The following is a 17394-nucleotide window of genomic DNA, read 5'->3' on the forward strand; positions in this document are numbered from 1 at the left end:
GATAGAACGTAAACCGTGTGATACGAGTATGCCTCCTAAGCCAGCACGCTTGAGTGCAGCATTCACTGTCTGGCTGTTCATCGGCTGGGTAGGCTTAATGCGACTGGAAAAGATAAATTCTCGATTACCACTTAACGGCTTCATCATCTCCAGTATCGCAATTGCTTCATCTGACAATGGAACAGTATGGTCGCGGTTCATTTTCATGCGTGCTGCAGGAATCTTCCACTCTCGCGCTTCCATGTCTACCTCTTCCCAACGAGCTTCAGCCGCTTCGGCAGGGCGGGTGATGGTAAGAAGTTGCCACATGAACAGGCATCGTGTTGAAAGGCTAATGCTGGCCGTACGCATCGTCTGCATCAATTGAGGTAGCTGATCCGGTCGAATGCTTGGCATGTTCTTCTTCTGCGGCTTCTCAAAGGCTTTACCGATATTAACGCTGGGAACAGCATCAATAAGCCCTGTGTTTTGGGCATAGATCATGACCTCATTAATGCGCTGGCACAGGCGACGAACGGTTTCCAGTGCTCCTCTGGCCTGAACCGGTTGGACGGTCTGAACCAGTGTGTGAGCTTTAATATCTGTAACGCTAACGTCGCCAATCGCAGGAAAAACATCTCTCTCAAGAGAGCGCCAAATATCCTCTGCGTAGTCTTCGGTCACACTGGCTTTCTTCACATTCCACCAACGTTCAGCCACGAGCTGGAAAGTATTAGTTTTGGCTTCCAGCGAACTGCGAAGTTGTTCTTGCTGATGTTCCTGTGGGTCGATTTGTTTCGCCAGGAGAGAGCGTGACTCTGCTCGATAGTTTCTGGCATCGGCAAGGGTAACTGACGGGTAGGGACCTATGCTCTTCTTTGCTCGTTTCTTGGTGACAGGACGAATGTAGCGAAACTGCCAGATTTTACTCCCGCTGGATTTGATGAGTAGCTCAAGGCCATCGCCATCATAGAGAACGTAGTCCGCTTCTTTGGGTTTAGCAGATTCGATTTCCTTAACGGATAGAGGTTTGGTTTGTCTTGCCATTGCCGGGTTTCCATAGTTTTAGGCACCTCGAAAACAATAAAGCTTTACGAGGTGCCTAACAAGGTGCCTAAAAGGTTCGGATTTAATTAGTTGGCATCAGACTTCGCGGGACAAATTCAAGGCACAAAAAAGCCCGCAGGGCTTGCGCCGTGCGGGCTCTTAGGACTTCATCGGATGACTCTGGTAATCACCGATGGAGAATTTTGGTGGAGCTGGCGGGAGTTGAACCCGCGTCCGAAATTCCTACATCCTCGGTACTACATGCTTAGTCTGTCTTTACATTCGCCTGGCACCTGCGGACGGACACGCCACTACCAGACTAGCCTGATTAGTTTTAACGCTTCAACCCCAGGCAGGGCTTCCACGCGATCTCTTTTGGGTTTGACCTCTCTTTGATCCCCGTCTTAAGAGCGGAAGCTAGGGAGAGAGGGCTCAGAGCAGGTTATTAAGCTGCTAAAGCGTAGTTTTCGTCGTTTGCGACTATTTTTTTGCGGCTTTTTACGAGGCCAACCGCCCCTCGGCATGCACCTTGGGTTTCGCAAATCCCGTCGAATCCAGAATCAGCCCCAATGTGTACGGTGAGTATAACAGATTTATGAATGTGCTTACCAGTCCTCGTTTTGAGGATTATGGCGTCAGATTGGGTGAAAAATCAGCATCAACAACGATATAGCATCAGGGCCAGCAAAACTGACCCTGACAGGAAGGGGAATTAACGACCGGCGTGTTTCATAATTCGGGCTTTATCTACCGCCCACTCACGGTCTTTGATATCGGTACGCTTGTCGTGCTGTTTTTTACCTTTTGCTACGCCGATTTTGACTTTGCACCAGGCATTCTTCCAGTACAGCGAAAGAGCAACCACGGTGTAACCTTCGCGGTTGATGCGCCCGTACAGGGTATCCAGTTCGCGCTGGTTGAGCAGAAGCTTACGGGTACGCGTCGGGTCGCAAACGTAATGAGTGGAAGCAACGGCCATTGGCGTAAAGTTGGCGCCAAACAGATAGGCTTCGCCATCTTTTAAAATGACATAGCTATCGCCAATGTTGGCTTTACCTGCGCGGAGAGATTTTACTTCCCATCCCTGCAGGGCAAGACCAGCCTCGTATTCATCTTCGATAAAGTATTCATGACGAGCGCGTTTATTCAGCGCAATGGTGGCTGATCCAGGTTTGTGGGCTTTTTTCTTAGTCATAGTATCCTGAAGTCATCGTCTTAAAACAGTCGTACCTCAATCTTCCCGCGAGGCGTAATGGGCTATCTTAGCACGAGTTGCGGTACAGCGTTTTTTTTAGCAGCAGATAAATGATATTATTTACACCGTGTTTATATGTGGAACCTGCTATGCCTCAGATTAGCCGTACCGCCCTGGTGCCGTTCAGTGCGGAACAGATGTACCAACTGGTAAATGATGTGAAGTCCTACCCTGATTTTCTGCCGGGCTGCACCGGTAGCCGGGTTCTGGAGCTCGGTCCGACGCAAATGACCGCGGCGGTTGACGTCTCCAAAGCGGGTATCAGTAAGACCTTCACAACGCGAAATACGCTGACCAGTAACCAAAGTATTCTGATGAGTCTGGTCGATGGTCCGTTCAAAAAGCTGATTGGCGGCTGGAAGTTTATTCCCTTAAGCCCGGAAGCGTGCAAAATTGAGTTTCATCTCGATTTTGAATTCACTAATAAGCTGATTGAAATGGCCTTTGGTCGCATTTTCAAAGAGCTGGCCATGAATATGGTGCAGGCGTTCACGACCCGCGCTAAAGAGGTCTACAGTGTCGGCTAAAATCGTGGTTGAGGTGGCCTACGCATTGCCGGAAAAGCAGTATCTGCAAAGCGTTAAGCTGGAGGAGGGCGCGACGGTCGAGCAGGCGATCGTGGCCAGCGGCCTTCTGGCGCTGCGTGATGATATCGATCTGGCGAAGAACAAAGTGGGGATTTATAGCCGCCCGGCTAAGCTTCACGATCGGGTCCACGATGGCGATCGGGTAGAAATCTATCGGCCGCTGATTGCTGACCCAAAAGAGCTGCGTCGCCAGCGGGCAGAGAAAAGCGCCGGAAAGTAACCGTTTCGCACGAAGATGCAGATATAAAAAAAGCGCTCATTGAGCGCTTTTTGCGTATTGATAGATTTACTCCGCCGTCAGGGCAGGTTTGTTATCAATGTTGGTCAGCACACCGCTGCTGTTGAAGGTCAGGGTAAGCGTCTGCTGGGTAACTTTCTCATGCCCAGGCTGCTGACGGAAAACGTAGAACCAGGTATTGGTGCCAAACGGATCCGACATCATCGGGGTACCAAGAGCATAGGCAACCTGTTGTTGCGTCATGCCGACGCGGATTTTTGCTACATCGGTTGGTGCCAGATAGTTACCCTGGTTGATGTCAGGACGGTAAACCACTCGTTCCAGAGTGGAACAGCCTGCGGTCAACATAAGAAGAACCGCTGCGGCAGCAGTCAGCATTTTACAGCGCATAGTGATTTGATTCCTTTTTGGGCCCGAGCAGTACGTGGCTCATCTGTAATATGCCGATGATAATAGACCTTTGCCCGGTTGGGAACCTTCGGCTGCAGGTCTGTCGGCAATTTGCTGTTCACTATGACTCTGTGAAAATCAAAAAGTTTACGCGGCGAGCAACTCTTTCGCGTTTGCCAGGGTGTTACGAGTGACTTCACTACCGCCCAGCAGTCGGGCCAGTTCCTGCAAACGAGCGCGTTTATCAAGAGGGTGCATATGCGTCTCGGTCATTTCACCGTCGGTTTCCTTGCATACGAAGAAATGGTGATGTCCGCAACCGGCAACCTGCGGTAAATGGGTAACGCACATCACCTGGGTTGATTCACCCAATTGACGCAGCAGCTTACCGACGACCGCCGCCGTAGGGCCGCTGATGCCGACGTCCACTTCATCGAAAATCAGCGCTGGAGTTTCCATCTTACGCGCGGTGATGACCTGAATCGCCAGCGCAATACGAGACAGCTCGCCGCCGGAGGCAACTTTAGCAATCGGCTGCAGCGGTTGACCCGGGTTAGTGGTGACGCGGAATTCGATATGGTCTGCGCCCTCGGCCGTAAGATGGCGCTCATCGAACGCGACATCAATGGAGAACACCCCATGCGGCATCGAAAGTGAGTGCATACTCTCCGTAATGAGCTGAGTCAGCTCATCGGCGCTATTTTGGCGTAAGGCATGCAGCTGCTTCGCCGTATCCAGCGCCAGCTGATGATGCTCCACAACCCTCTGGCTGAGTGATTCCAGAGAACCCGCGCTATCATCCAGCATACGCTGTTCTTCCAGCAGTGACTGGTAAAGGTCAGGAAGCTCTTCAGGCGTAATTTGATGCTTCCGCGCGAGGGCAATTTGCCGGGAGATACGCTGTTCCAGCTCAAACAGGCGGTTCGGATCGAGATCGAGGCGGTCATGATAATGGCGCAGTTCGTCCGTGGCTTCGCTAAGCTGAATAGACGCTTCTTCGAGCATATCGAGTACCCCGGAGAGCTTACTGTCCATACCAACCAGCTCGCTGACCAGCTGCTTCGCGACGTAGAGTTGGCTTTGCAGGTTGGATTCTTCGCCGTCTGCCAGCACCGTCAGCGCATGCTGGCAGGTGGTCAGCAGCTGACCGCTGTTAGCAAGGCGTTTGTACTCTTCATCAATTTGCTCAAATTCGCCCGGCAGCGGGTTGAACTCATTTAGCTCTTTTAATTGATATTGCAGCAGGTCCGCACGCGCTGCGCGCTCCTGGCTTTGCTGCTGATGCTGTGCCAGATCGCGACAGCTTTTATGCCACTGACGATAGCGCTCTGCCATAAGCTGAGTAAGCGCATACTCACCGGTATAGCCATCAAGCAGCGTTTTCTGGTGTTCGGGTTTAGTCAGTAGCTGGTGGGCATGTTGGCCGTGGATCTGGATTAGCAGCTGACCCAGCTCACGTAGCTGGGATAAAGGGACTGCCGTACCGTTAATAAACCCGCGAGAACGGCCGTCTGCGCTGATGACGCGACGAAGTAAACACTCACGCCCGCTTTCAAGCTGGTTCTGTTCCAGCCAGCGCTGCGCGGCAGGCGTGTCCTTCAGGGAGAAGCGGGCGCACAAATCAGCCCGGCTGGCGCCTCTGCGCACCATGTCGGCTTCCGCCCGACCACCGAGGCACAGCCCCAGCGCGTCGATAGCGATCGATTTACCGGCGCCGGTCTCGCCGGTAATGGCGGTCATCCCGCTGTGAAAATCGATTTCCAGCTCACGAACGATAGCAAAATGACTGATAGTGAGTTGTGCCAACATAGCTGCCTTCCTGTATGAAAAACCATTACTGTGTTTTCGTACAGTATAGTATGGTTTTTTATCCAGTAAAGGGGCTGGCTATAAAATCAGAACAATTTTTTCGACCAGCCAAGCTTGGTGCTTAATGTATTGAAATAGCTGTAATCTTTTGGATGAATGAGATTGAGGTGATAGTCACAGCGGCGGATCAGCACATCTTCACCATCCTGAATCGGCAACGCTATCTGGCTATCGCAGCTAATCTCGAGGTCGCTACAGCGTTGAGAAAAGCGCAGGCGAATCGTGCTGTCACCGTTGATCACCAGCGGGCGTGCCGACAGCGTATGCGGGAACATGGGGACCAGGGTGATCGCATCCAGCGAAGGTGTAAGGATCGGCCCGCCGGCGGAGAGGGAATAAGCCGTGGAGCCGGTTGGCGTGGAGATAATCAGGCCATCGGAGCGCTGAGAGAAAGCAAACACCTCATCAATGTAGACTTCAAACTCGATCATATGCGCCACTTTGCCGGGGTGCAGGACGACTTCGTTAATCGCCGTGCTGATGCGCTTCTGGCAATCCTGCTGACATACCTGCGCTTCCAGCAGGAAGCGTTTTTCGGCGATATAGTGGCCTTCGAGGACATCGGCGAGCTGCTGTAGCGCGTTATCCGGGTCGAGGTCGGTCAGAAAACCGAGGTTACCGCGGTTAATCCCAATAACGTTAATGTCGTAGCGGGCCAGCGTCCGCGCTGCGCCGAGCATATTGCCATCACCGCCCACCACGACGGCCAGGTCTGCCTGCTGGCCGATTTCCGCCAGCGTCCCGGTCTTCACATTGCTGAGCTGCAGTTCATGAGCAATTTGCTGCTCAACCAGCACTTCATAACCTTTGCCGGACAGCCAGCGCCAGAGCATTTCATGTGTGGTCAGCGCGGTTGGGTGACGAGGGTGTCCCACAATGCCTATACACTTGAAGTGGTTCTTCATGATCTGGATGTCCTTGCGTTAAATGAATAGTGACAATCTGGCTGCGTTCCCTTGAAACCAGGAAACTGATCCCCATAATAAGCGAAGTTAGCGAGATGAATGCGAAAAAAAACGCGGAGAAATTCATGAGTAGTAAAGAACAGAAAACGCCTGAGGGGCAAGCCCCGGAAGAAATTATCACGGAGCAGCACGACGACGTTGAGGCGGTAGAGCCTGAGGTTTCGGCTGAGCAGGTGGATCCGCGCGATGAAAAAATTGCGAATCTGGAAGCTCAGCTTGCTGAAGCGCAGAAGCGCGAACGTGAAGTATTGCTGCGTGCGAAAGCCGATGAAGATAACCTGCGCCGCCGCACCGAGCTGGATATCGAAAAAGCGCATAAGTTTGCGCTGGAGAAGTTCGTTAACGAGCTGCTGCCGGTCATCGACAGCCTGGATCGCGCGCTGGAAGTCGCTGATAAAGCTAACCCGGATATGGCGCCGATGGTTGAAGGTATCGAACTGACGCTGAAGTCCATGCTCGACGTGGTGCGCAAGTTCGGCGTGGAAGTGATTGGCGATACTAACGTGCCGCTGGATCCGAACGTACATCAGGCCATTGCGATGGTTGAGTCTGAAGACGTTGCGGCAGGTAACGTTCTGGGCGTCATGCAAAAGGGTTATACCCTGAACGGACGTACTATTCGCGCGGCGATGGTCACCGTGGCGAAAGCGAAGTAAATAAGCGAAACGGCTACCGCGAGGTAGCCGTTTTTCTATTCCCCTCAGCCAGGTCCCAGGGTTGCTATGACTCGGCCACGCTTTCGCGAATGGGTTTTACCGGCATCACTTTCACCCGTTTAATCATATTCTCCTGAACATCAAGAATATCGATATCATACTGTTCGATGCGTACGCGGGTGCCCGGGGCGGGGATCTCTTCAAGTGCTTCCAGGATAATACCGTTAATGGTTCGCGCTTCATCTTCCGGCAGATGCCAGTTAAAAGCCTTGTTGATTTCACGTACGTTGGCGGTACCGTCGATAATCACTGAACCGTCGTTAAGCGGCGTCACCTCTTCAGCAAGCGTAGGCGACATTGAAGTCGTAAAATCGCCAACGATCTCTTCGAGGATATCCTCAACCGTGACCAGACCCTGAATATCTCCATATTCATCAACAACCAGGCCCACTTTCTTCTTATTGCGCTGGAATTTCACCAGTTGCGTACTGAGCGGCGTACCTTCCGGCACGAAGTAAATTTCATCGGCGGCGCGCAGCATGACTTCTTTCGTGAACTCTTTTTTCTCCGTCATCAGGCGATAAGCTTCGCGAACCCGCAGCATGCTGATGGCATCGTCCAGCGTGTCGCGGTACAGCACAATGCGTCCGTGCGGAGAGTGGGTCAGCTGGCGGACAATGGATTTCCAGTCATCGTTAATATTGATACCGACAATATCGTTGCGCGGGACCATGATGTCGTCAACGCTGACTTTCTCGAGGTCCAGAACGGAGAGCAGCATGTCCTGATTGCGGCGGGAGATTTGCGAGCGTGATTCATTAACGATAGTACGCAGTTCATCTTTGCTTAAGGCCCCGCTCACGACGATATCGGTTTTTATACCCATCATGCGCATCAGAATGCGGGTAATGGTGTTGAGCAACCACACCAGCGGCATCATCAGAATTTGCAGCGGCGCGAGCAGGAGGCTGCTGGGATAGGCGACCTTTTCCGGATAGAGCGCGGCAATGGTTTTTGGCAGCACTTCGGCAAACACCAGCACCACAAACGTCAGGACGCCGGTGGCAATGGCGACGCCGGCATCCCCGTACAGGCGCATACCGACAATGGTGCCCAGCGCCGAGGCAAGAATGTTGACGAGGTTATTGCCAATGAGGACCAGACTAATGAGACGGTCAGGTTTGCGCAGCAGCTTTTCGACACGTTTTGCCTGACGATTGCCCTGCTTGGCCATATGACGCAGGCGATAGCGGTTCAGCGTCATCATGCCGGTTTCAGAACCGGAGAAATAGGCGGAGATGACCACCATGACGATCAGCGTCACGATCAGCGTGGTGGTGGAGATATGTTCCACTTGGGATTCCTTAAAGACTTAGCTCATGAACTGTTGCAATACGCGGCTACCAAAGTAGGCCAGCGTCAGCAGCCCCGCGCCAGTCACGTTAAACCAGACGACCCGGCGTCCGCGCCACCCTTCATGATAGTGGCCCCAAAGCAGGACGATATAAACGAACCACGCAACGATAGACAGCACTGCTTTATCAATGTTTTCCGCACTAAACAGGTTGTGCATGTAAAACAGCCCGGTACACAGCGTCAGGGTTAACAGAACCACGCCTATCTGGGTGATATGAAACATTTTACGTTCAATGCTCATCAGCGGCGGCATTTCGCTACTGAAGGTCAACTTTTTATTCTTCAGCTGATAGTCAATCCACGCCAGCTGCAGCGCGTAAAGCGCAGCGATAATCAGCGTAGCATAAGAGAAGAGCGACAGGCCGATATGGACCAGCATCCCCGGCGTGGTTTCCAGATGCGTGATGTACTCGTTCGGCATAAAGGTAGCGAACGCGAGGTTGATTAAGGCGAAGGTGTAGACAATGGGTAGCAATAGCCAGCCGCGATTACGCGAGGCGACGATGGTCATCACCGTACAGATCATCAGGCTGACCAGCGATCCCACGTTTAATAGACTGAGATTTTGCCCGCTTTCGCCGCCGGGAAAAATGCGTGACTCCAGCGCGAAGGCGTGACAAATCAACGCAATAGTTGCGGAAAGAATCGCCATCCGCCGCCAGCTGCTGTTTTTTTGCAGCAGGCCAGGGACGATCAGCGCGAGGCTGATGGAGTAGGCGACAAGGGCGAGTAGAGCAAAAACAGGCATAGGGGTGTCGACTGTTGACTAAATAGTAAAGAGAAGCAGTATAGCGTCACGCGACTCTGGCTCCAACCGTTGCAGCACATTCGCGTTTATGTCGTGTTATACTGCGCCCATTCCGTTTTTGTGTCGCTGCGGCGACCGACCGTTTCCACCTCAGGCGAGAGACAATGTTTGATAATTTAACCGATCGTTTGTCGCGTACGCTGCGCAACATTAGCGGCCGCGGACGCCTTACTGAAGACAATATTAAAGATACCCTGCGCGAAGTGCGTATGGCGCTGCTGGAGGCGGACGTTGCTCTGCCTGTGGTACGTGATTTCATCAACCGCGTAAAAGAAAGCGCGGTAGGTCATGAAGTCAACAAAAGCCTGACCCCGGGTCAGGAGTTCGTCAAAATCGTGCGCAACGAACTGGTTGCCGCGATGGGCGAAGAGAACCAGGCGCTGGATTTAGCGGCGCAGCCGCCAGCCGTGGTGCTGATGGCCGGTTTGCAAGGGGCGGGTAAAACCACCAGCGTCGCGAAGCTGGGTAAATTCCTGCGTGAAAAGCACAAGAAGAAAGTCCTTGTCGTTTCCGCTGACGTCTATCGCCCTGCGGCGATCAAACAGCTGGAAACGCTGGCCGAGCAGGTCAGCGTTGATTTCTTCCCGTCTGACGTGGGTCAGAAGCCGGTTGATATCGTTAATGCCGCGCTGAAAGAAGCGAAGCTCAAATTCTACGACGTGCTGCTGGTGGATACCGCCGGTCGTCTGCACGTTGATGAAGCGATGATGGATGAGATTAAGCAGGTCCATGCGTCTCTCAATCCAGTAGAAACCCTGTTTGTTGTCGATGCGATGACCGGCCAGGATGCGGCGAACACGGCGAAAGCCTTTAACGAAGCCCTGCCGCTGACCGGGGTTGTGCTGACCAAAGTGGACGGCGACGCCCGCGGCGGTGCGGCGCTGTCGATTCGTCATATCACCGGCAAGCCGATTAAGTTCCTCGGCGTTGGCGAGAAAACCGAAGCGCTGGAGCCGTTCCATCCGGATCGTATCGCTTCCCGTATTCTCGGCATGGGCGACGTCCTGTCGTTGATCGAAGATATCGAAAGTAAGGTCGACCGCGCGCAGGCTGAAAAGCTGGCCTTTAAGCTGAAAAAAGGCGACGGTTTTGACCTGACCGATTTCCTTGAACAGCTGCGGCAGATGAAAAACATGGGCGGTATGGCCAGCCTGATGGGCAAGCTGCCGGGCATGGGGCAGATACCGGACAACGTTAAATCGCAGATGGATGATAAAGTTCTGGTGCGTATGGAAGCCATCATCAACTCGATGACGCTGAAAGAGCGCGCTAAACCGGAAATTATTAAAGGTTCGCGCAAGCGCCGCATCGCCGCAGGCTGCGGAATGCAGGTGCAGGATGTGAACCGTCTGCTCAAACAGTTTGACGATATGCAGCGCATGATGAAGAAGATGAAGTCGAAAGGCGGCATGATGAAGATGATGCGCGGAATGAAAGGAATGATGCCGCCAGGGTTCCCCGGAGGCCGATAGGCTGGTCGCCATTTCTGCCGGGGCGCGCTTCTTTTCTGACACATGGTTGGCGCATTCTGGCTATGACTTATACTCCGGTACCCAATTTAAGGGTACCGGAGTCGCCCTTCCACAGCAGAGTTTATAACTGCTGATTGCAATTTCCCCAGAAATCAGTAAAATTTTCGGGCTTTTAATATGACACCGGGCTCCGTTCCTCGATGGGGCCCGGTGTTTTATTCACACAAGAGGATGTTATGGTTACTATTCGTTTAGCACGTCACGGCGCGAAAAAGCGTCCGTTCTACCAGGTTGTTGTTACCGACAGCCGTAATGCACGCAACGGTCGCTTCATCGAGCGCGTTGGTTTCTTCAACCCGATCGCTTCTGCGACCGAAGAAGGAACTCGTCTGGATCTGGATCGTATCGCTCACTGGGTTGGCCTGGGCGCTACTGTTTCCGATCGCGTAGCTGCGCTGATCAAAGCCGCTAACAAAGCAGCTTAATCTGTCACGGTGGTCATGATGAGCAAGCAACACACCGCACAAGCACCTGTTGAACCGATTGTATTGGGCAAGATGGGTTCTTCCTACGGTATCCGTGGTTGGCTCAGAGTGTTTTCCTCCACCGAAGACGCCGAAAGCATTTTTGACTATCAGCCCTGGTTTATCCAGAAGGCGGGTCAGTGGCAGGTTGTTGAGCTGGAAAGCTGGCGCCACCACAATCAGGATATCGTCATTAAGCTGAAAGGCATTGACGATCGCGATGCAGCGAATCTGTTGACTAATTGCGAAATTGTCGTGGATTCATCGCAGCTGCCTGCGCTTGAAGAGGGTGACTACTACTGGAAAGACCTGATGGGCTGCCAGGTAGTGACTACGGAAGGCTATAGCCTCGGCAAAGTCATCGACATGATGGAAACCGGGTCTAATGACGTTCTCGTCATCAAGGCAAACCTGAAAGATGCATTTGGTATCAAGGAGCGGCTGGTTCCGTTCCTCGATGGGCAGGTTATCAAGAAAGTCGATCTCGCTACTCGTACCATCGAAGTAGACTGGGATCCTGGTTTTTAAATTCTCCGAATAAACGGTAAAAAACGGCACTATGGGGATTGGCTTGTGTTTATAGGTATCGTTAGCCTGTTTCCTGAAATGTTCCGCGCAATTACCGATTACGGGGTAACTGGCCGGGCAGTAAAAAATGGCCTGCTGAGCATCCAGAGCTGGAGTCCTCGCGATTTCGCTCATGACCGGCACCATACCGTGGACGATCGTCCTTACGGCGGCGGACCGGGGATGTTAATGATGGTGCAACCTTTACGGGATGCCATTCATGCAGCAAAAGCCGCGGCAGGTGAAGGCGCAAAGGTGATTTATCTTTCACCTCAGGGACGCAAGCTTGATCAAGCGGGCGTCAGCGAACTGGCAACAAATCAGAAGCTGATTTTGGTGTGCGGTCGCTATGAAGGCGTAGATGAGCGCGTAATTCAGACCGAGATTGATGAAGAATGGTCAATTGGCGATTACGTTCTCAGCGGTGGTGAGCTACCGGCAATGACGCTGATTGACTCCGTTTCCCGGTTTATTCCGGGGGTGCTGGGTCATGAAGCTTCAGCAATCGAAGATTCGTTTGCTGAAGGATTGCTGGATTGCCCGCACTATACGCGACCTGAAGTGTTAGAAGGTATGGAAGTACCGCCGGTATTGCTGTCGGGAAACCATGCTGAGATACGTCGCTGGCGTCTGAAGCAGTCGCTGGGCCGTACCTGGCTTAGAAGACCTGAACTTTTGGAAAACCTGGCTCTGACTGAAGAGCAAGCAAGGTTGCTGGCAGAGTTCAAAAAGGAACTCGCGCAACAGCAACATAAACATGATGGGATGGCGTAAGCCCCCAATATCAGTTTACCCAGGATAAGAGATTAAATTATGAGCAACATTATTAAGCAACTTGAACAAGAACAGATGAAGCAGGACGTACCTTCCTTCCGTCCGGGTGATACCGTGGAAGTGAAAGTATGGGTTGTTGAAGGTTCCAAAAAACGTCTGCAGGCATTCGAGGGCGTGGTTATCGCTATTCGTAACCGCGGTCTGCACTCTGCATTCACTGTTCGCAAAATTTCCAACGGCGAAGGCGTTGAGCGTGTCTTCCAGACTCACTCTCCGGTAGTTGACAGCATTTCTGTCAAACGTCGTGGTGCTGTGCGTAAAGCTAAACTGTACTACCTGCGTGAGCGTACCGGTAAGTCTGCTCGTATCAAAGAGCGTCTTAACTAAGATTCGCTTTCGCGACATCCTGAATGAGAGGGCTGGCCTGATGGGCCGGCCCTTTTTTTATCTTTATTTTAACCATTCCATTGAGAATCATTTACAATACGCCCCTCATGGGGAGGGACGGTGGTCAGCAATATTTTTCATCATTCAGCATTACAACGGCGGGCCGTATGGCTGGCGCTGTTTGCGATCCTGCTGATCGTGGTGGCGCCGTTGATCTCCATCGCCCTGCAAAAAGATCCGATGAATGGCATGCACCACGCAATGATGGGGATGCCGGAAGGTATGCCATCACATCAGATGTCCGTGACGCATACCGATGCCTCGATGCCGGAACACGCGCACAGCGTGCCGCTCGATCATGCTGAAGCCTGTGGCTACTGCGTACTGTTAGCTCATGTTCCGGGCCTGATTTTCGCGCTGGTGCTGCTGCTCAGCCTGATGCTTCGACGCCAGCGAGCCCCGGTTTCCCCCCCGGAGAGGAAACGCTGGCATGACTTTACCTGGCTTTATCCCCACACCCGCGCGCCACCGCGTCCGTCTGCTTTCTTCCTTACATAAAAAATAATGTGCGCACTGCGCAACGTTCTCTTTTGCTTTAAAAAAGGAAAAGTATGACTACCTGCACCTCGCGCGCGGCATGGCTGAACCTGCTGCGTCGTCTTCATTTCTATATCGGATTGTTTATCGGGCCGTTTATTTTTGTGGCGGCCCTGACCGGTACGCTATATGTCGCCACCCCTCAGCTGGAAAACTGGCTCTATCGTGATGCTCTGTACGGTACGTTGACTGGGGAAAAACAGCCGCTAAGCGCGCAAATTACCGTAGCGACGGAGGCCATTCAGGGAAACCTCCGCCTGCATGCGGTTCGGCCGGGGATAATGGCTGGCGATACGACCCGAGTGATGTTTATTGACCCGAACCTTGGCGAATCGGAAACGCGGGCAATTTTTGTCGATCCGGTGACGCTACGGGTGACAGGCGATATGCCGGTTTACGGCACCAGCGGTATTTTGCCGCTGCGTCAGTGGATTGATTATGCCCATCGCTCTTTGCTGCTGGGTAACTTCGGCCGACTGTACAGCGAGCTGGCAGCCTCCTGGATGTGGGTTGCCGCTCTGGGTGGGATTGCGCTGTGGTCGATGACCCGACCGCGTCGTCGCATAAATAACAGCGTGCAGAATAACCGCCGCCTGCACGTTTCTCTCGGCTGGGTGCTGCTGGTCGGTATGTTGTTATTCTCGGCGACCGGTTTAACCTGGTCGCAATGGGCCGGTAGTCACGTCGATAGGATGCGTGCCGCCTTTGGCTGGCTGACGCCGCAGGTGAATACCCGGCTGGAAAGCGCCGCTCCGGCCGCTCACGATCCGCATGCCGAACATCATGTGGGACATGGAGCAATGGGGGAGATAACGGCGCAGTTGCGCGTAGAGGATTTTGACCCGGTTCTGCTGGCTGCCCGCGCGGCGGGGCTGGATGCCGGCAAGCTGGAGATTCGACCTCCATCGGGTGCCGGGCGCGCGTGGACGGTAAATGAAATCGACAGAAGCTGGCCAACCCGGGTTGATGCTGTCGCGATCGATGGTGCAACGATGCAAATCGTGGACCGCACTCATTTTTCCGACTTTCCGCTCATGGCTAAGCTGACCCGCTGGGGCGTTGATTTCCATATGGGAATTTTGTTCGGTCTTGCTAACCAGCTACTGCTTATCGCGTTCGGAATCGCACTCTGCGTGATGATAGCGGTGGGGTACCGGCTGTGGTGGATCCGTCGCCCGGCGCGCGCGGCGTTTAACCCGGCCAATACGTTGATACAGGCGTGGTTTGGCTTAGCGTGGCCCGCTCGTTTGCTGACTGCCGTTGTTGCGGTGTTGTTGGGCCTGGCGCTGCCGCTCATGGGGAGCAGCCTCGCGCTATGTCTCGCCGTTGATTATCTGCGCTGGCGCTCAGCAACGGCGGTGATAGCGGCTAAATCAGTCGAATAGGTGTTTAAGGCGTGCTGATAACCACCGTGACGCGGCGGTTTTCAGCGCGCCCTTTCGCGGTATCGTTGCTGGCTATAGGATACTTTTTCCCGAGTCCGCGAGTGGTCAAGTTTGCGCGCGGAATATTCGCCCCTTCGGCCCAGGCATCCGCCACGCTGTTAGCTCTCTTAAGCGATAGCATTTCGTTGTAGCTGTCTTCGCCGTAATTATCAGTATGACCTTCAAGGCGACTATGGGTAATTCCGGTGCTCGCCAGACGTGAAGCCATTGTGCGAATTTGCTGTTTGCTTTCGGCACGCAGATGATAGTCGTTTTTATCAAACAGGATGGTATCAGATATTCCTAATAACCAGTCGCCGTTGGTTTCAGTAAAGCCATATGACTTCATTGCTGCAATTTGTTCTGCCGAGAATTTTCCTTGCGGAGCCTGGCAACCGCTAAGAAAAAGTGCGGCCAGTAAAGCAGGAGCAAAATATTTTCCGATCATGGTGATTCCTTTTATTTTTGCGTTTGCTGTAAGCGCTGGTGTTTCATCCGATACATATTTTGATCGGCAAGCTCTTGCAGATTTTCCGCTGAGGTATGTTCCCAGGTTAAAGCGTAACCAATGCTCAGTGACAGGCTGGCGGTGTGGCCATTGTGTAGATTAAACGGCGGGATAAACTGTTCGGACAACGCGCTGCACAGTGCCCGAACTTCGGTTTCTGAATGAACATCCCGTAACAGAACGGCAAATTCATCGCCGCCGAGACGCCATGCCTGATGCTGTTTACCGACAAAGGCCATCAGGCGGCTCGCGACCTCAATTAACACTTTATCGCCGGCTGCGTGGCCCCAGTTGTCGTTAATAAGCTTGAAGTTATCGCCATCAAGAAATAACAGCGCAGAATGACTTTGGGCGGTTTCATCCTTCATCAGATCATTAATGACATTCCGGAAAGCCGCTCTGTTAGCCAGCCCGGTTAGCGGGTCGTGTAATGAACTGCGCAGGAGCTGGGCGTTTTTAGCCTGAAGCTGCCGCTGCCAGTCCTCCATTTCACCCAGCAGGCTATTGAAGTCCTGGGCGAACAGGTGGAATTCTTCAATGCTCTCTTCGGGCACCCGGCGGGAGAAATGGCGATTTTCGCGGATGTCATGTACCACCTCGGTAATGCTCTGTAACGCAGCCACAATGCCGCGATGCAGCGAGTGGGTAAGGAGCAAGGCGATGCAGGAAGCCAGAAAAATGCTGCCGGTGAGCACAATAATAGAGATACCAAGAAAATAGCTTATCAATCTGTCCAGCGCGGTCAGACGGAGTTCACCGATAATTTTTCCCTGGTGCAGGATAGTTTGCACCGTGGGTTTCGGGAAGAGCCATTTGCTGATGACGTCGCTGATTTTATCCTGACTGACCAGACCATCGTTATGCCATGAGGCGAAGGGTCTTTGCCGGCCATCGACCAGAATTGCTTGAGAAAATTGCCCCTGTCTGCCCAGCGTGGCCAGCGTGTCTTCAGCCGCTGCGCTATCGCCAAAAACGAGCGCTGCTTCCAGGCTACGGCCCATGGTGGCGGCGGTAAGTTCCAGGTTTTTTTGGGCGTATTGCTTGAGTGTAAATATGGAAGCGGTGCAGAGTAACAGCCAGACCAGTGTCATAGAGATCACCACGCTTATCATGCTGATACGGCGCAGCGCTCTTTTAAATGTGGGGCGCGGGGCCTGAGAAAAATCCTTATTCATGTGATGTTTTCCGGGCAAGCATCAGCACCTCGGGATTAACCCGAACGCCGCTGTGCGTCAGTACATCCAGATTTACGGAAAATCTGACTCTCTCATTGTTGATGAGCAGGCAAAAAGCGCTGCCAATAGAGCAATCGGTGTTTTGTTCCGCAATAAGTAATAGGGGCCGGTTTCCATATTTGGCCGTAAATTCAGACTGTTGGGTCGGCGATTCACTGCCAAAATAAAAACCATCGCAGGTCGTCTGTAAGGCTTCTTGTGTATTACGAACAATCACGGGTTTATAAGGCAATATTTCCGGAGCGTCTTCGGCCAGGCTATGGATATATCGTGATGTTGAAAAAATACAGAGCCTTGGAGGACCGGATAATTGCGGCCAGCGAGTATAAGTCACGATCCCCGAAACGATTGTCCGAACATTTTCAGACGGTCCGGAAGCAACAGCAGAGATACCCACGAGTGATAGTACTAAAGTCAAAAAGAGACGGTGAAGAACAGTCATTACGGTTCCGTCAGATTGTCATAGCGTGGGGGATGCAGATTGCTGAAACCCGGGCGAAGAATAGCATTGTTGAGGAAAATCGTCATTAGCCAGCCTCGCTGCTTTGAGATAATTCTTACTAGGATTTTTCGTAAAAGAAATTCGAGGAAGCAGGGAAAAACTGGCGTTTAATGATGGGATGTAAATAATTTTATACACATTGAATGAAATACAGCGCGATTTAATTTCTATGTGTAAAGTAAAATTTACGGAAT

At 52.6% G+C, this 17394-nt stretch carries 20 protein-coding genes and 1 other RNA gene; 10 read left to right on the top strand and 11 right to left on the bottom strand.

Annotated features, from left to right (window positions below; translation table 11 throughout):
* The 3 genes from FQK12_RS17810 to smpB form a co-directional block, all read right to left on the bottom strand.
* On the bottom strand, positions 1–1026 hold a 1026-nt coding region (locus FQK12_RS17810; RefSeq protein ID WP_146295755.1), incomplete at its 3' end, for an integrase domain-containing protein.
* Positions 1027–1230: 204 nt separating this feature from the next.
* Positions 1231–1594: a transfer-messenger RNA gene (ssrA, locus tag FQK12_RS17815) on the bottom strand.
* 144 nt (positions 1595–1738) lie between these two features.
* Positions 1739–2221: an SsrA-binding protein SmpB gene (smpB, locus tag FQK12_RS17820; protein WP_004104655.1), complete on the bottom strand. Its 483-nt coding sequence runs from the start codon at positions 2219–2221 to the stop codon at positions 1739–1741.
* A 149-nt stretch (positions 2222–2370) separates the two neighbouring features.
* Between smpB and FQK12_RS17825 the strand changes: the two genes are divergently transcribed.
* On the top strand, positions 2371–2808 hold the full coding sequence (locus FQK12_RS17825; protein ID WP_004123817.1) for a type II toxin-antitoxin system RatA family toxin: 438 nt from the start codon (positions 2371–2373) through the stop codon (positions 2806–2808).
* A complete protein-coding gene (locus FQK12_RS17830; protein ID WP_014226445.1) occupies positions 2798–3088 on the top strand; it encodes an RnfH family protein in 291 nt (96 codons plus the stop codon). Before FQK12_RS17825 ends, FQK12_RS17830 begins: the two co-directional genes overlap by 11 nt.
* 66 nt (positions 3089–3154) lie before the next feature.
* Here the strand turns inward: FQK12_RS17830 and bamE are convergent, their stop codons facing one another.
* The 3 genes from bamE to nadK all read right to left on the bottom strand — a co-directional run bounded on the left by bamE (position 3155) and on the right by nadK (position 6270).
* Positions 3155–3496: an outer membrane protein assembly factor BamE gene (gene bamE / locus FQK12_RS17835; protein ID WP_004123807.1), complete on the bottom strand. Its 342-nt coding sequence runs from the start codon at positions 3494–3496 to the stop codon at positions 3155–3157.
* A 147-nt stretch (positions 3497–3643) separates the two neighbouring features.
* Positions 3644–5305, bottom strand: a complete 1662-nt coding sequence (gene recN, locus FQK12_RS17840; protein WP_014226444.1) for a DNA repair protein RecN — start codon at positions 5303–5305, stop codon at positions 3644–3646.
* Between the two features lie 86 nt (positions 5306–5391).
* Positions 5392–6270: an NAD(+) kinase gene (nadK, locus tag FQK12_RS17845; RefSeq protein WP_004123797.1), complete on the bottom strand. Its 879-nt coding sequence runs from the start codon at positions 6268–6270 to the stop codon at positions 5392–5394.
* Between the two features lie 125 nt (positions 6271–6395).
* Here nadK and grpE point away from each other — a divergent pair, with 125 nt between their 5' ends.
* On the top strand, positions 6396–6986 hold the full coding sequence (gene grpE / locus FQK12_RS17850) for a nucleotide exchange factor GrpE (protein WP_004853330.1): 591 nt from the start codon (positions 6396–6398) through the stop codon (positions 6984–6986).
* 64 nt (positions 6987–7050) lie between these two features.
* Here the strand turns inward: grpE and FQK12_RS17855 are convergent, their stop codons facing one another.
* Together FQK12_RS17855 and FQK12_RS17860 are read right to left on the bottom strand one after the other, a co-directional pair.
* Positions 7051–8340 carry an HlyC/CorC family transporter gene (locus tag FQK12_RS17855; RefSeq protein WP_014839241.1) on the bottom strand — a complete coding sequence of 430 codons (1290 nt, stop codon included), beginning with the start codon at positions 8338–8340 and terminating at the stop codon, positions 7051–7053.
* 18 nt (positions 8341–8358) lie between these two features.
* On the bottom strand, positions 8359–9150 hold the full coding sequence (locus FQK12_RS17860; protein WP_004853326.1) for an inner membrane protein YpjD: 792 nt from the start codon (positions 9148–9150) through the stop codon (positions 8359–8361).
* A 164-nt stretch (positions 9151–9314) separates the two neighbouring features.
* On the opposite strand from FQK12_RS17860, the gene ffh reads away from it, so the two are divergent.
* From ffh to FQK12_RS17895, 7 genes are all read left to right on the top strand, one after another.
* Positions 9315–10682 carry a signal recognition particle protein gene (gene ffh, locus FQK12_RS17865; RefSeq protein ID WP_014226442.1) on the top strand — a complete coding sequence of 456 codons (1368 nt, stop codon included), beginning with the start codon at positions 9315–9317 and terminating at the stop codon, positions 10680–10682.
* A gap of 236 nt (positions 10683–10918) precedes the next feature.
* Positions 10919–11167, top strand: a complete 249-nt coding sequence (rpsP, locus tag FQK12_RS17870) for a 30S ribosomal protein S16 (RefSeq protein WP_004123777.1) — start codon at positions 10919–10921, stop codon at positions 11165–11167.
* Between the two features lie 18 nt (positions 11168–11185).
* Positions 11186–11734 carry a ribosome maturation factor RimM gene (gene rimM, locus FQK12_RS17875; RefSeq protein WP_014226441.1) on the top strand — a complete coding sequence of 183 codons (549 nt, stop codon included), beginning with the start codon at positions 11186–11188 and terminating at the stop codon, positions 11732–11734.
* A 45-nt stretch (positions 11735–11779) separates the two neighbouring features.
* Entirely contained in the window at positions 11780–12547 is a 768-nt protein-coding gene (trmD, locus tag FQK12_RS17880) for a tRNA (guanosine(37)-N1)-methyltransferase TrmD (RefSeq protein ID WP_014226440.1), read from the top strand.
* Between the two features lie 39 nt (positions 12548–12586).
* Positions 12587–12934: a 50S ribosomal protein L19 gene (rplS, locus tag FQK12_RS17885; protein ID WP_004104634.1), complete on the top strand. Its 348-nt coding sequence runs from the start codon at positions 12587–12589 to the stop codon at positions 12932–12934.
* Between the two features lie 120 nt (positions 12935–13054).
* Positions 13055–13492, top strand: coding sequence for a DUF2946 domain-containing protein (locus FQK12_RS17890; protein ID WP_014226439.1), 438 nt, complete (start codon positions 13055–13057; stop codon positions 13490–13492).
* A 53-nt stretch (positions 13493–13545) separates the two neighbouring features.
* Positions 13546–14916 (top strand): PepSY-associated TM helix domain-containing protein, encoded by a 1371-nt coding sequence (locus FQK12_RS17895; protein ID WP_014226438.1) that lies wholly within the window; start codon positions 13546–13548, stop codon positions 14914–14916.
* Between the two features lie 4 nt (positions 14917–14920).
* On the opposite strand, the gene FQK12_RS17900 is transcribed toward FQK12_RS17895, so the two are convergent.
* The 3 genes from FQK12_RS17900 to FQK12_RS17910 are packed head-to-tail and all read right to left on the bottom strand — an operon-like array spanning position 14921 to position 17140.
* Positions 14921–15403 carry an OmpA family protein gene (locus FQK12_RS17900; RefSeq protein ID WP_014226437.1) on the bottom strand — a complete coding sequence of 161 codons (483 nt, stop codon included), beginning with the start codon at positions 15401–15403 and terminating at the stop codon, positions 14921–14923.
* An 11-nt stretch (positions 15404–15414) separates the two neighbouring features.
* Positions 15415–16638 carry a diguanylate cyclase DgcN gene (dgcN, locus tag FQK12_RS17905; protein WP_014226436.1) on the bottom strand — a complete coding sequence of 408 codons (1224 nt, stop codon included), beginning with the start codon at positions 16636–16638 and terminating at the stop codon, positions 15415–15417.
* Positions 16631–17140 (bottom strand): YfiR family protein, encoded by a 510-nt coding sequence (locus tag FQK12_RS17910; protein ID WP_004853313.1) that lies wholly within the window; start codon positions 17138–17140, stop codon positions 16631–16633. Before FQK12_RS17910 ends, dgcN begins: the two co-directional genes overlap by 8 nt.
* Positions 17141–17394 lie beyond the last annotated feature (254 nt).

This window comes from Klebsiella sp. ME-303, from assembly GCF_007910085.1.
In the GTDB taxonomy this organism is placed as follows: Bacteria; Pseudomonadota; Gammaproteobacteria; order Enterobacterales; family Enterobacteriaceae; genus Klebsiella; species Klebsiella michiganensis.